Below are 13101 nucleotides of genomic sequence, written 5' to 3' on the forward strand. Positions count from 1 at the left end.
CTATGACACAGGTCTGTCGGCAATCTTGCGAAGCGACAACTTTAACTCAAGCGCCGGATGTTCAATCGTCGGCCTTGGGGTCCATTCCCGGAAACAGTACTTCGATGAAGCCGAGTTTGGTCAGGTCAGTCATGCGCGTGGGATAGAGGCGCCCCATCAGGTGATCGCATTCGTGTTGCACGACGCGCGCATGGAAACCGCGGGCCTCCCGTTCCACCATGTTGCCGGCGGGGTCGTAGCCGGTATAACGGATGTGGGTATGGCGCGGCACAAGCCCGCGCAGGCCGGGTACCGACAGGCAGCCTTCCCAGCCGTCTTCGCGCTCATCTGACAGCGGCGTGATGATGGGGTTGCACAGCACGGTCTGCGGTACCGGTTCGGCATCCGGATAGCGTTCGTTGCGTTCGAAGCCGAAGATCACCACCTGCAGGTCCACGCCGATCTGCGGCGCGGCCAGGCCGACGCCCTTGGCGTGCTTCATGGTGTCGAACATGTCCTGCACCAGGGCATGCAATTCCGGGGTGTCGAATTCGCGGACGGGGGCGGCCACGCGCAGCAGGCGCGGGTCACCCATTTTGAGGATTTCGTGGATCATGGCGTCGGCCTTGGAAGGACGAAAGAGGCGGGGGACTGAACCAGTCATTCTAGGCCGTACGGCATGCAATGGCGCATGCCACCGGAAACTCGGATCGATCGCCAGGGCCCTTCCGCGCGGGCGTGCTGCCGCGGTGGCCGCCACGGTGGCGCAAGCGGGTTGCGGCGCGTGGAAAGCCACCCTGGCGTTAACAGGCCCTAGTCGTTCTGCGATCCTTTCTGGATGAATTCGATCTTGTAGCCGTCCGGGTCCTCGACGAAAGCGATTACCGTGGTGCCGTGCTTCATCGGCCCGGCCTCGCGTGTGACCTTGCCGCCGCGTTCGCGCACGCGGTCACAGGCCTCGTACGCGTTGGGCACGTCGATGGCGATGTGGCCATAGCCGGTGCCCAGGTCATAGCGCTCGGTGTCCCAGTTGTGCGTCAATTCCAGCACGGCGCCGTCTTTTTCGTCCTGGTAGCCGACGAAAGCCAGCGTGAATTTGCCTTCGGGATAGTCCTTGCGGCGCAGCAGCCGCATCCCCAGCACGTTGGTATAGAAATCGATGGAGCGGTCCAGATTGCCGACACGGAGCATGGTGTGGAGCAGTCGCATGGTGGTTTCCTTTTTGGCTGGTGAACCCGGGCAATAGACATATCGACGGCCGCTCACGCCGGCGCGAATCACCGTGCCGGAGAGCGACCCGCCGCCTGGTTTGTTGTCCCGACATGAAGACGAGTGCAGTAGCGCTTATTGTAGGGCGAGTCGCGGGAATGTCGCGGCGGAACCTATCGACCGTCACCTCGCACACATCCGCCCGCTATTCATGTGGACAGCCGGATTGGTATTCGAAAAATAGAACGATCGGAGACAAAATGCATTTGTGCAAGCGAGAATTGGCGGCCGTTGCCTTGGTGGGGGGGATGGTTCCGTTGGTAGCGGGCGCTTATGACGCGGAAGTCCTGTATCCCCAGCGTCCCCTCACGCTCGTGCTCGGTTACCCGCCCGGCGGGAATAACGACTTTCTCGGGCGGCTGTTGGCACAGCAAATGGAGGAGCACCTCGGGCAGAAGATCGTGATCGACTACCGGCCAGGCGCCGCAAGCAACATCGGCGCGGAAGCCGTTGCACGCACCCCGCCTGATGGATATACGCTCTATCTCGGAGGCCGCCCCAACACCATCCATAAGGTGATCTATCCGCATATCAAGTACGATTTCGCGCGGGACCTGGCGCCTGTCGGATTGGTTGCCACCACGACATACGTCATGGTCGTCGACGAACACGCGCCTGTTGCAAGTGTCGAAGATATCGTCGCGCTTGCGAAGGCCTATCCGGGCGGCCTGACGTGTGCGTCGGGCGGGACAGGAACGACCGACCATCTGCTGTGCGAGCTCTTCCAGCAGGAGGCCGGGATCGATATGGTGCATGTCCCCTATCGCGGTAGCGCGGGCGCGTTTATCGATGTGATGGGCGGACGGGTGGATGCCTACATCACGCCGCTTGCCGCGGCGCTTCCACATATAAAAGACGCGAAGCTGCGCGCCATTGCCATTATGTCGACCGAAAGGTCTTCGGCTTTACCGCATGTTCCCACGATCGCCGAAGCGGGTTATCCGCAGTTGGCCTTGGGCGCATGGTATGGGCTGCTGGTTCCCTCGGGCACACCGCCGCATGCTGTCGCCCGGTTGAATCTATCCGTCAATACCGCATTGGCGGACCCGGCTTTGCATCAAGCCCTGATGGCGCGGGGATACGGCATCCCTACGCAGCCGAATACCCCCGCCATGCTGGCTCAGCTGATCGCGGACGAGACCGAACGGTGGACAGCCATCCTGCGGGAGAGGAATGTCAAGCCGTTGAATTGATCGCCGCACACCGGTCGATGGCGGTTCGTCAGGCCGCGACGGGCAGTTCGCTCAACGCCTGGCCCATCGCATCCACCGCCCGCGACATGTCGGCGGGTGTGATGGCGCCGATGCAGCCCACGCGGAAGGTGGGCTGCTCGGTGTTGTAGAAGTTGCTGATGACGAAGCCGCGCTGCTTCAAGGCATCGACGAAGCCCTGCAGGCTCCAGCCCGGCACCGTCGGCCATAGGACGTTGACGATGATCGGCCCCTGCAGCTCCGGGGGCAGATAGGGCGTCAGGCCCAGCGCCCTGATACCCTCGTAAAGCGTCTGCTGGTTGGCGGTGTAGCGCGCCAGCCGCGCGGCGCGCCCCTCCTGCCGGTAAAGGTCCATCGCGACGGACAGCGCGGCCAATGTCGGCGCGGGCGGGGTGAAGCGCGCGCCGCCGTTGTTCTTCTTGTCGTGTTCATGGATGTCCGCCAGGTTCAGCGACCAGCTACCGGCGTTGCCGTGGGCAGCCTCCAGGCGATCCACGCGGCAGACCGCGAAGGCGGCGCCCGGCGGCCCTTCCAGGCATTTATTCGACGTCAGGATGACGGCGTCGACCGACGGCAGGGCCGAGACGTCCAGCGGCAGCGCGCCGAAAGCCGATACGGCGTCGACGATGACGCGCCGGCCGAGGTCTCCCGCCACCTGGGCCAGCATGGGCACGTCGTGGCAAATTCCGCTGCCGGTTTCACTGTAGACCAGACCGACATGGGTGATACGGGGGTCGTCGCACAAGGCCTCGGCCAGGCGCGCCGGCTGCACGCGTTCGCGCACGCCCACCGGTATGGTCGCCACCGCGCGTCCTGCCTCGCTGGCCAGGCGCTGCAGGCGGGCGGCATAGGCACCGGTCGCGGGGATCAGGATCTTGCCGGTGCGCGGCACGAAAGTGCGGACCGCGGCTTCCAGCGCGAAATGGCCGCTGCCCGACAGCGGCAGCGCGACATGGGTGTCCGGCGCGCCCCCGGCGGCCTCCCGGATGTCGGCGCACAGCTTGCGCACGATCGCGCGGAAATCGTTGTCCCAGGGCGCATAGTCTTGCGCCAGGGCCGCCTTGACAACATCTGCCGTGGTGACGGGGCCTGGTATGAGCAATAGCATGGTTAGGTTCGCGGGTCAGAACTGCGGAAGCATGGCCGGATCGTGGCGCCGCAGGACCTCGCGCGCCTGCTGGTAGTCGGGCAGGATGTGCCCGACCTCGGTCCAGAAATTGGGGCTGTGATTCATTTCGCGCAGATGCGCCAATTCGTGCACGATGACGTAATCGATGATGGCGGGCGCGAAGTGGATCAGCCGCCAGTTCAGCATGATGTTGCCGTCGCTGGTGCAGGAACCCCAGCGCGTGGCGGCCGACGATAGGCGCCAGCGGCGGATCTTCAACCCGCTGGCTTGCAGGAAATGCGCCAGCCGCGAACCGAAGCATATGCCGGCGCGCTGCTGCAGCCAGGCCTGCGCGGCGTCTCGGATGCGCGATGCCGCGGCATCGGCGGGCAGGGCCAGGCGCAGCGCGTCGCCGTCGCAGGGCGCGTCGGCGTCGCCGGACAGGGTGGCATGCCGTTCGCGCGATCCCAGTTCCAGGACGATGCGCTTGCCCAGATAGGGCAGTTCACCACCCGCGCGCCATTGGGTCTGGGACAGCGCCAGCTGCTCGCGCCGCTTGTGCCAGTCGCGCAGCTTGGCCAGGATCCAGCCGGACTTTTCGACCACGGCTTCGTCGACCTGGCGCAGCGTGACCCAGTTCGGCGCGGTCACGCGCAGGCCATCGTCGCTGATGACGAAGCCGATGGTACGGCGGCGCGAACGCAGCAGTACGAAACCGATCTCCTGCTGCGGCGTCGCCACGGTACGCCAGCGTGCATTGGGCGGCAAGCTCTCCGGACAGGACGTGGCGACGACGAAGCGGCTTGCGGACGACGGTTTCAGGTCGAAGCGGTCCGCCGTGACGAGGTTTCCCGCGGCGTTGACCGCGCTGTGGCCGGCCTCCGTCCGTTGCGCGTCGTCCTTGGCGGCCTGATCGGGCAGGGTGGGCGATCCCGGCGTGCCGCGCGCGCACGTGCCGTGGCCGGTGTCGTGCACGGCCTGTGCCGCCGGGGGCGACGGGAACGCAAGGCCAGGAAGATGCGATTCGGAGGGCGACTCGGGAGCACCGCCGCCCGTGTCGCCGGGCGGCGCGTCGAACAGCAGTTCGAGCTGGTTATTCCGAGACATACCTTTCAGGGTTGAGGCGGCGCATTTCGCCTTCGATCCAGTCCTGGACTTCGCGGTTCAGGGCTTCGGGAGACTTGCCCTGGGATTCTATCGCGGGCCCGATGGAAACAGTGATCATACCGGGGCGTTTGACGAAAGCGTTGCGCGGCCAACACTCCCCGGCGTTGTGGGCAACGGGGATGACGACGCTATTCGTGCGCGACGCCAGCAAGGCCCCGCCCATCTTGAAGCGGCCGGCCTTGCCGGGGGCGATGCGCGTGCCTTCCGGGAACAACAGCGGCCAGCGGCCCTCATTGAGGCGGCGCTGACCCTGTCGCACCACCTGTTCGAAGGCATCGCGTCCCTTGCTGCGGTCGATGGGGATCATGCGCAGCAGCGCCAGTCCCCAGCCGAAGCAGGGCACCCAATGCAATTCGCGCTTGTAGACGAAGCAGACTTCCCGCGGCATGTGCGCCGGAAAGTACAGCGTTTCCCACGCCGACTGATGCTTGGACAGCAGGATTGCAGGCCCGTCCGGCAGGTTTTCCCAGCCGCGCACCTGCCACCGTATGCCGCAGAACACGCGCGCGCCCCAGATCGCCAGGCGGGGCCATCCCACCGTCAGGCGATAACGCCAATGCTGCGGCAAGGGGGCCCACAGAACACAAGCCAGCGCATAGGGGACGACCGTGACGCTAAGGAAGACCAGGTACAGCAGCGAGCGCAAAAAGGAAACGGCCTTCATGCGGCGCTTTCTTCCAGCAGCGCATCGACGACCGCGGCCAGGTCCTCGGCCACCCGCGTGCCGGGCGGCAACTGGCCGGATGCCAGCGTTTTTGGTCCGTTGCCGGTTTTCACCAGCCATGGCGTGCACCCCATGGCCACGCAGGCCTGCAGGTCGCGCAGCGAATCACCCACCGCCGGCACGCCGGTCAGGTCGACGTCATAGCGTTCGGCGATCTGCTCGTACATGCCCGGCAGCGGCTTGCGGCAGCGGCAGTTTTCCTCGGGCAGGTGCGGGCAGAGGAAGATGGCGTCGATCGCGCCGCCTGCCTGGGCCAGTTCCCGCCGCATCTTGGCGTGGATGGCGGTAAGGGTGCTCATGTCGAACAGCCGGCGTCCCAGCCCGGATTGGTTGGATGCGACGACGACGGTCCATCCGGCCTGGCACAGGCGCGAGATTGCATGGATGGCCCCAGGCAGGGCGATCCATTCGTCGGGCGATTTGACGAAGGCGTCGCTGTCCTGATTGATGACGCCGTCGCGGTCGAGAATGATGAGTTTCACTGGGCCAGCCGGGAAATGTCTGCGACCTTGTTCATCAAGCCATGGAGTTCGCCCAGCAAGGCCAGGCGGTTGGCGCGCACGGCCGGGTCGTCGGCCATGACCATGACATCGGCGAAAAACGCGTCCACCGCTTCGCGCGCCTGGGCCAGCGTGCTCAGGCTGCCGGCGAAGTCGCCGGCCTCGAACTGCGACTGCGCGCGCGGACTCAAGCGTTCGATCGCCTGTGCGAGCGCAAGTTCCGCGGGTTCCCGCAGGCGCGCGGCGTCGACGGCGCCGATATCGCCTTCGGCCTTCTTCAGCAGATTGCCCACCCGTTTATTCGCGGCGGCCAGGCTGCCGGCTTCCGGCAGCGCGCCGAAGTTCGTGACGGCACGTACGCGGGCGGCAACCTGGTGCAGCGGCGGCGCCAGGGCGATCACGGCATCCACGGCATTGCGTTCGAATTCCGCGGCCAGCTGGTTGCGGTAGCGTTCGTAGATGAAGTCGCCGACTTCGGCCAGCACGCTGTCGGCGATCTGGCCCGGTCCGAAGCTGTCCGCCGCCAGGCGCAGCACGCCGTGCAGCGCCAGCGGACCGTTTTCACTGGGTTTGAGCCAGCCGCCGGCAGCCAGTTGTTCGAAGGCGCTGATCAGGCCCAGGGCAGCGCGGCGCAGCCCATACGGATCGCGTTCGCCGGTCGGCGCCAGGCCGATGCTCCAGATGCCGACCAGGGTTTCGGCGCGTTCGGCGATGAACAGCACGGCCATGATCAGGTCATCGCGCTGCACCGGCGTATCGAGGCGGTTGCGGTACTGTTCGCGCAGCGCCCGGACCACCTCCGGCGCTTCGCCGTCCGCTTCGGCGTAGTAGGCGCCCATGATTCCCTGCAGCTCCGGGAACTCGCCAACCATCAGCGTGCCCAGGTCGGCCTTGGCCAGCAGGGCAGCGCGATCGGCCGCTTGCGGATCCGCGCCCAGCGCCTGCGCCACGCCGCGCGCCACCGCGCGCACGCGCTCCACGCGCTGCAGCTGGGTGCCCAGCTTGTTGTGATAGACGATGCTGCCCAGCTGGGCCACACGCTCGGCCAGCGGTGTCTTGCGGTCGGTCTCGAAGAAGAACTGCGCATCGGCCAGCCGCGGCCGCACCACGCGCTGGTTCCCTTCGACGATATTCACCGGATCGCGCACTTGCACATTGCTGACGATCAGGAAACGGTGTGTCAGCTTGCCCGTGTCCGGCGCGAAGAGCGGGAAGTACTTCTGGTTCAGGCGCATGGTCAGGATCAGGCATTCCTGCGGCACCTGGAGGAAGCGCGGTTCGAATTCGCCGACGTACACCGTGGGGTGCTCGACCAGCGCCGTGACTTCATCCAGCAGCGCGGGGACTTCCGGATCGCTGCCCAGCGTGGCGCCCAGACGGGTGGCATGGGTATCCAACTGGCGCGAGATTTCGTCGCGGCGGGCGTCGAAGGCGGCGATCACACGGCCGGTGTCGGCCAACTGGCCGACATAGGCGTCGGCATCGCGCAGGGCGATGGCGCCTTCGCTCATGAATCGATGGCCCAGCGTGGCGCGGCCGGCGCTCAGGCCCAGCACAGCGATATCGACCACATCGGCCCCGAACAGCGCCACCAGGCCATGCGCGGGACGCACGAACTTCACGGTGGTCACGCCGTCGGCCAACTGGTAGCTCATGACCTTGGGTATCGGCAGGCCGGCGAGGGCGGCCTCCAGCGCCTGCTGCAGCCCGTCGGCCAGGCGCGCGCCGGGCGCGGTGCCGCGCGCCACCAGGTAATCCTGCTTGCCGTCGGATTCGCGCGCCAGCGTGGCGGCGTCCACGGCATCCAGTCCCTTGGCGGCCAGTTTCTTCAGCAGCGCAGGCGTCGGGCGCCCGTCGGCATCCAGGCCCACTTTCACGGGCATCAGTTTTTCCGCGTAGTCCTGGTCGGGCGCCTGGGCCAGCACGGCCGACAGGTGCACGGCCAGGCGCCGCGGCGTGGCATAGGGCTCGGCGCGGCAATCCGCGGCCAGCAGGCCGCGCGTCGCCAGCCCCTGGCGGATGCCCTCGGCAAACGCATCGCCCAACTTGCGCAAGGCCTTGGGGGGCAGTTCTTCGGTCAGCAGCTCGACCAGCAGCGGGCGGAAGTCGCTCATTGCACGGCCTCCGCGGCGGCGCGGCCGGCAAGCATGGGGAAGCCCAGCCGTTCGCGGGAATCGTAATAGGCCTGCGCGATGGCGCGCGACAGGTTGCGGATGCGGCCGATGTAGGCGGCACGCTCGGTGACGCTGATGGCGCCGCGCGCATCCAGCATGTTGAAGGTGTGCGCGGCCTTGAGCACCGCTTCATAGGCCGGCAGGGCCAGCGGCACTTCCATCAGGCGCTTCGCCTCGGATTCGTAGTCGTTGAAATGCGCGAACAGCATATCGGCCGAGGAGTATTCGAAGTTGTAGGTGGATTGCTCCACCTCGTTCTGGTGAAAGACGTCGCCGTACTTGACCGGGCGGCCGTCGGGGCCGAGCGTCCAGACCAGGTCGTAGACGCTCTGGACGTCCTGCAGGTACATGGCCAGGCGTTCCAGGCCATAGGTGATCTCTCCGGTGGTGGGCGTGCAATTCAGGCCGCCGACCTGCTGGAAGTAGGTGAATTGAGTGACTTCCATCCCGTTCAGCCAGACTTCCCAGCCCAGGCCCCAGGCACCCAGCGTGGGGTTTTCCCAGTCATCCTCGACGAAGCGGATGTCGTGGTGCGTGGGGTCGATGCCCAGCGCCTTCAAGGAGCCGATGTACAGGTCCAGGATTTCCGGGGGCGCCGGTTTCAGCACGACCTGGTACTGGTAATAGTGCTGCAAGCGGTTGGGGTTTTCGCCGTAGCGGCCGTCCTTGGGGCGGCGCGACGGCTGCACATAGGCGGCGCGCCAGGGCTCGGGCCCGATCGCGCGCAGAAAAGTGGCCGTATGGGAGGTTCCCGCGCCGACTTCCATGTCGTAGGGCTGCAGCAGCGTGCAACCCTGCTTATCCCAGTATTCCTGGAGTTTTAGGATGATTTGCTGAAAGGTAAGCATGGTGCTGGGGAAATCGCCGGGTGGGCCTGCCGATAGGAAACCCGGCATTTTACTGGACCCGGCCCGCCTGCCGGAAAATCGTCCGCCGGCGTTGGTCGTATCATTCCATTTCCGCGGCCAGCCCGGGCCCGCAAGCCGGCGCGCCGCCCATCGGAAGGAGAACAACGCCATGGCCGACCTGATCAAGGTTGAACTGGTCGACGGTATTCAGACCATTACCATCAACCGTCCCGACGCCCGCAATGCCATCAACCTGGAAACCGCGCAGGCCATGGCCGCCGCGTTGGACGAGCTGGACAACAACCCGGCCGCGCGCATCGGCATCCTGACCGGCGCCAATAATACGTTTTCCTCCGGCATGGACCTGAAAGCCTTCGCGCAGAGCGGCGAGCGGCCCTTGATTCCCGGGCGCGGCTTTGCCGGGCTGAACGAAGCGCCGCCCAAGAAGCCGCTGATCGCGGCCGTGGAAGGCTTTGCCCTGGCCGGCGGCTTCGAGATCGCGCTGGCCTGCGACCTGATCGTCGCCGCCCGCAACGCCAATTTCGGCTTGCCGGAAGTCAAGCGCGGGCTGGTGGCGGGATCCGGCGGCATGCTGCGGTTGCCCCGCCGCCTGCCCTACCACATCGCCATGGAAGTCATCCTGACCGGCGACATGCTCAGCGCGGAACGCGCCCATTCCTACGGCCTGGTGAATCGCCTGGCGGAGCCCGGCCAGGCGCTGGCCGAGGCCATGGCGCTGGCCCGCGCCATCGTCGAAAACGCGCCGCTCGCGGTGCAGACCGCCAAGAGCATCGTCTCGCAAGCGGTCGACTGGGAGCAGGCCGGCATGTTCGATCGCCAGCGGCCCCTGATCGCCCATATTTTCACTTCCGCCGATGCCAAGGAAGGCTCCACCGCCTTCAAGGAAAAGCGCAAGCCCGTCTGGCAGGGAAAATAAACGACCCGGCGGGCCGGCGCCGACAAAGCCGGCCCGCCGTCCTATACTCTTGCGCCGCGGTTCCGCCGGCCGGTGCCGCCCAAGCTCCCACTACAGCTCACCCCTTACCGCTACCGTACGTCATGACCGTCATCAAGGAAGAAGATTTCATCCAGTCCATCGCGGATGGCATCCAGTTCATCAGCTACTACCATCCCGTTGACTACATCCGCCACCTGGCGCGCGCCTACGAGCGCGAGGAAAGCGAGGCGGCGCGCGACGCCATCGCGCAGATCCTGACCAATTCGCGCATGTGCGCCGAAGGCAAGCGGCCGTTGTGCCAGGACACCGGCATCGTCAACGTCTTCCTGAAGGTCGGCATGAACGTGCGTTTCGAGACGTCGCGCAGCCTGCAGGAACTGTGCGACGAAGGCGTGCGGCGCGGCTATACGAACACGGACAACCCGCTGCGCGCCTCCGTGCTGGACGATCCGCTGTTCGCCCGCCGCAATACCAAGGACAACACGCCCTGTATCGTGAACGTCGAACTGGTGCCCGGCGACAAGGTCGACGTGCAACTGGCGTCCAAGGGGGGCGGGTCGGAGAATAAATCCAAGTTCGCCATGCTCAATCCCAGCGATTCGCTGGTGGACTGGGTGCTGAAGACGGTGCCCACCATGGGCGCGGGCTGGTGTCCCCCGGGCATGCTGGGCATCGGCGTGGGCGGCACGGCCGAAAAAGCCATGCTGATGGCCAAGCAGTCGCTCATGGACGATATCGACATGTACGAGCTGCTGCAGCGCGGCCCGCAGAACAAGCTGGAAGAGCTGCGCATCGAGCTGTACGAGAAGGTCAATGCGCTGGGTATCGGCGCGCAGGGCCTGGGTGGGCTGACCACCGTGCTGGACATCAAGATCGCCACCTTCCCGACGCACGCCGCCTCGCTGCCCGTGGCGATGATCCCCAACTGCGCGGCCACGCGCCACGCGCATTTCGAACTGGACGGCAGCGGCGCCGCGCATCTGACGCCGCCGTCGCTGTCCGAATGGCCGGAAGTCCGCTGGGCGCCGGACTACAACAAGTCCCGGCAGGTCAACCTGGATACGCTGACCAAGGAAGAAGTGGCCAGCTGGAAACCCGGCCAGACGCTGCTGCTGTCGGGCAAGATGCTGACCGGCCGCGACGCCGCGCACAAGCGCATCCAGGACATGCTGGCCAAGGGCGAGCCGCTGCCGGTGGATTTCCGCAACCGCGTGATCTATTACGTCGGCCCGGTGGACCCCGTGCGCGACGAGGTCGTCGGCCCCGCCGGCCCGACCACGTCCACCCGCATGGACAAGTTCACCGACATGATGCTGGACAAGACCGGCCTGATCGCCATGATAGGCAAGTCCGAGCGCGGCCCGGTCGCCATCGACGCCATCCGCAAGCATCAATCGGCCTACCTGATGGCCGTGGGTGGCGCGGCCTACCTGGTGTCCAAGGCAATCCGCGCCGCCAAGGTCCTGGCCTTCGAGGACCTGGGCATGGAAGCCATCTACGAGTTCGACGTCAAGGATATGCCCGTTACCGTGGCCGTGGATGCGCAGGGTACCTCGGTGCATACGACCGGCCCGCGCGAGTGGCAGGCCCGTATCGGCAAGATCCCGGTCGCGGTGGCCTGAAGCGCCGGCCGCGTAGCGGCGGCGGGCACGATACGGCGAGGACCGAAGCATCGGCCCCTCCATCCGCATCAGAATGCAAGCAGTGCCGCGGGTGTCGCGGCATTGTGGCCATCTGATCGGAGCGTCTCGCATGCATCTGGCTTGCACACTGCCGCCCTCGCGGTTCTTCGGCACACGGGTGGTGCGATGCGCCTTCGTGCTCGCCATGCTCGGCTGGGGCACGGGCTTCTACGGGCCGCCCATCTATCTGGCCGAAGTGGCGGCCCGGACCGGGTGGCCGTTGACACGGGTCTCCGCCGCGGTGACGGTGCATTTTCTGGTCGGCGCGCTGGTGGCCGCCAACCTGCCTCGCCTGCATGCGCGCCTGGGATTGGCGGTCACCACCACCTTGGGCGCGGTGATGACCGGTATCGGCGTGTTCGGATGGGCGGTGGCCTGGCACGCCTGGCACTTGTTCGCCGCCGCCCTGTTGAGCGGCGCGGGATGGGTGGCGATGGGGGCGGTGGCCGTCAATGCCATCGTCGCGCGCTGGTATGTCGGCGGGCGGCCCGGGGCCTTGGCCCGCGCGTACAACGGCGCGAGCGTGGGCGGCGCGGTTTTTTCGCCCTTATGGGTGGCGTTGATCCATGCCTGGGGGTTTCCCGCCGCGGCAGCCGTGGTGGGGGCGGCGATGGTCCTTATCGTCGCGGCGATGAGCCGTCTGGTGTTCTCGCGGACCCCCGAATCGCTGGGGCAAGCCTTGGACGGCGGCACCGGCCGGCATGGCCTGGACGGTGGCGCCGTCTTGCATGAGAAGGACGGCGCGGCCATTCAGGCCAGCGGCCGGACGGCTCGATCCCGCCCGGCGGCCGGATTGCCCGGCGGCGCGCTATGGCGTGACCGCGCCTTCCAGACGCTGGCGGCGGGCATGGCGCTGGGCCTGTTCGCGCAGATCGGCTTGCTGGCGCACCTGTTCACGCAGCTGGCGCCTATCGTGGGGGCGCAGGAGGCCGGAATCCTCATGGGTGCCTGCACGGCCTGCGCGATTCTCGGACGCACCGTGGCCGTACGGGCGCTTGCGCCCGGGGGGCCGGCAAGCCGGCTGGCCGGCGCGGCACCGGGGGGCACCGCGCCGTTTGGCGACAGGCGCCTCGTGGCCGCGGCAAGCTACGGGGTCCAGGCCGCGGGCGCCGCCATCCTGCTGGCCGCATGGGGCGGCCCGGTGTGGCCCATCGCCGCGGGCGTGGCGCTATTCGGCATGGGTATCGGTAACGCGACGTCGCTGCCGCCGGCCATCGCGCAAGCCGATTTCGCGGCGGCCGACGTCCCGCGGGTCGTGGCCCTGATCGTCGCGATCGCCCAGGCGAGCTATGCGTTCGCGCCCGCGATATTCGGGATACTGCTGTACGCCGGCCAGCCAGGCTCGTCATCGACCAGCGGCCACACCGCCCTGCTGTTCTCTGGAGCGGTCGCCATCCAGATCGCCGCGGCGGCCATGCTGCTTGCCGGCCGCCGCGCGGGTGGGCACTTGCCGTCCTCGGCAGCGTCCGGCCAGCCTTGAT

General features: G+C 66.8%; 12 protein-coding genes. 4 read left to right on the forward strand and 8 right to left on the reverse strand.

Features of this window, described 5'->3' with window-relative positions; translation table 11 throughout:
* Positions 1-61 precede the first annotated feature (61 nt).
* Both def and gloA read right to left on the reverse strand, forming a co-directional pair.
* Positions 62-595 carry a peptide deformylase gene (gene def, locus AKI39_RS05800; protein WP_066633549.1) on the reverse strand — a complete coding sequence of 178 codons (534 nt, stop codon included), beginning with the start codon at positions 593-595 and terminating at the stop codon, positions 62-64.
* A gap of 197 nt (positions 596-792) precedes the next feature.
* Entirely contained in the window at positions 793-1188 is a 396-nt protein-coding gene (gene gloA, locus AKI39_RS05805; RefSeq protein ID WP_066633551.1) for a lactoylglutathione lyase, read from the reverse strand.
* A gap of 260 nt (positions 1189-1448) precedes the next feature.
* Here gloA and AKI39_RS05810 point away from each other — a divergent pair, with 260 nt between their 5' ends.
* A complete protein-coding gene (locus AKI39_RS05810) occupies positions 1449-2441 on the forward strand; it encodes a Bug family tripartite tricarboxylate transporter substrate binding protein (protein ID WP_066633554.1) in 993 nt (330 codons plus the stop codon).
* A 28-nt stretch (positions 2442-2469) separates the two neighbouring features.
* Here AKI39_RS05810 and AKI39_RS05815 read toward each other — a convergent pair whose 3' ends face one another.
* The 6 genes from AKI39_RS05815 to glyQ are packed head-to-tail and all read right to left on the reverse strand — an operon-like array spanning position 2470 to position 8980.
* Positions 2470-3567: a 2-aminoethylphosphonate--pyruvate transaminase gene (locus AKI39_RS05815; protein WP_066633559.1), complete on the reverse strand. Its 1098-nt coding sequence runs from the start codon at positions 3565-3567 to the stop codon at positions 2470-2472.
* A 15-nt stretch (positions 3568-3582) separates the two neighbouring features.
* A complete protein-coding gene (locus tag AKI39_RS05820) occupies positions 3583-4674 on the reverse strand; it encodes a M48 family metallopeptidase (protein WP_083228651.1) in 1092 nt (363 codons plus the stop codon).
* On the reverse strand, positions 4661-5398 hold the full coding sequence (locus AKI39_RS05825) for a lysophospholipid acyltransferase family protein (protein ID WP_066633562.1): 738 nt from the start codon (positions 5396-5398) through the stop codon (positions 4661-4663). The genes AKI39_RS05820 and AKI39_RS05825 overlap by 14 nt, the downstream gene beginning before the upstream one ends.
* Positions 5395-5940 (reverse strand): D-glycero-beta-D-manno-heptose 1,7-bisphosphate 7-phosphatase, encoded by a 546-nt coding sequence (gene gmhB / locus AKI39_RS05830; RefSeq protein WP_066633566.1) that lies wholly within the window; start codon positions 5938-5940, stop codon positions 5395-5397. Before gmhB ends, AKI39_RS05825 begins: the two co-directional genes overlap by 4 nt.
* A complete protein-coding gene (glyS, locus tag AKI39_RS05835) occupies positions 5937-8072 on the reverse strand; it encodes a glycine--tRNA ligase subunit beta (RefSeq protein WP_066633568.1) in 2136 nt (711 codons plus the stop codon). Before glyS ends, gmhB begins: the two co-directional genes overlap by 4 nt.
* Positions 8069-8980: a glycine--tRNA ligase subunit alpha gene (gene glyQ / locus AKI39_RS05840; protein WP_066633570.1), complete on the reverse strand. Its 912-nt coding sequence runs from the start codon at positions 8978-8980 to the stop codon at positions 8069-8071. The genes glyS and glyQ overlap by 4 nt, the downstream gene beginning before the upstream one ends.
* A 169-nt stretch (positions 8981-9149) precedes the next feature.
* On the opposite strand from glyQ, the gene AKI39_RS05845 reads away from it, so the two are divergent.
* The 3 genes from AKI39_RS05845 (at position 9150) to AKI39_RS05855 (ending at position 13100) form a co-directional block, all read left to right on the forward strand.
* Entirely contained in the window at positions 9150-9917 is a 768-nt protein-coding gene (locus tag AKI39_RS05845; RefSeq protein ID WP_066642285.1) for a crotonase/enoyl-CoA hydratase family protein, read from the forward strand.
* A 122-nt stretch (positions 9918-10039) separates the two neighbouring features.
* Positions 10040-11560, forward strand: coding sequence for a fumarate hydratase (locus AKI39_RS05850; RefSeq protein ID WP_066633572.1), 1521 nt, complete (start codon positions 10040-10042; stop codon positions 11558-11560).
* A gap of 130 nt (positions 11561-11690) precedes the next feature.
* On the forward strand, positions 11691-13100 hold the full coding sequence (locus tag AKI39_RS05855; RefSeq protein ID WP_066633575.1) for an MFS transporter: 1410 nt from the start codon (positions 11691-11693) through the stop codon (positions 13098-13100).
* The last annotated feature ends 1 nt before the right edge of the window (position 13101 follow it).

It is taken from the genome of Bordetella sp. H567 (assembly GCF_001704295.1).
Lineage (GTDB): Bacteria > Pseudomonadota > Gammaproteobacteria > Burkholderiales > Burkholderiaceae_B > Bordetella_C.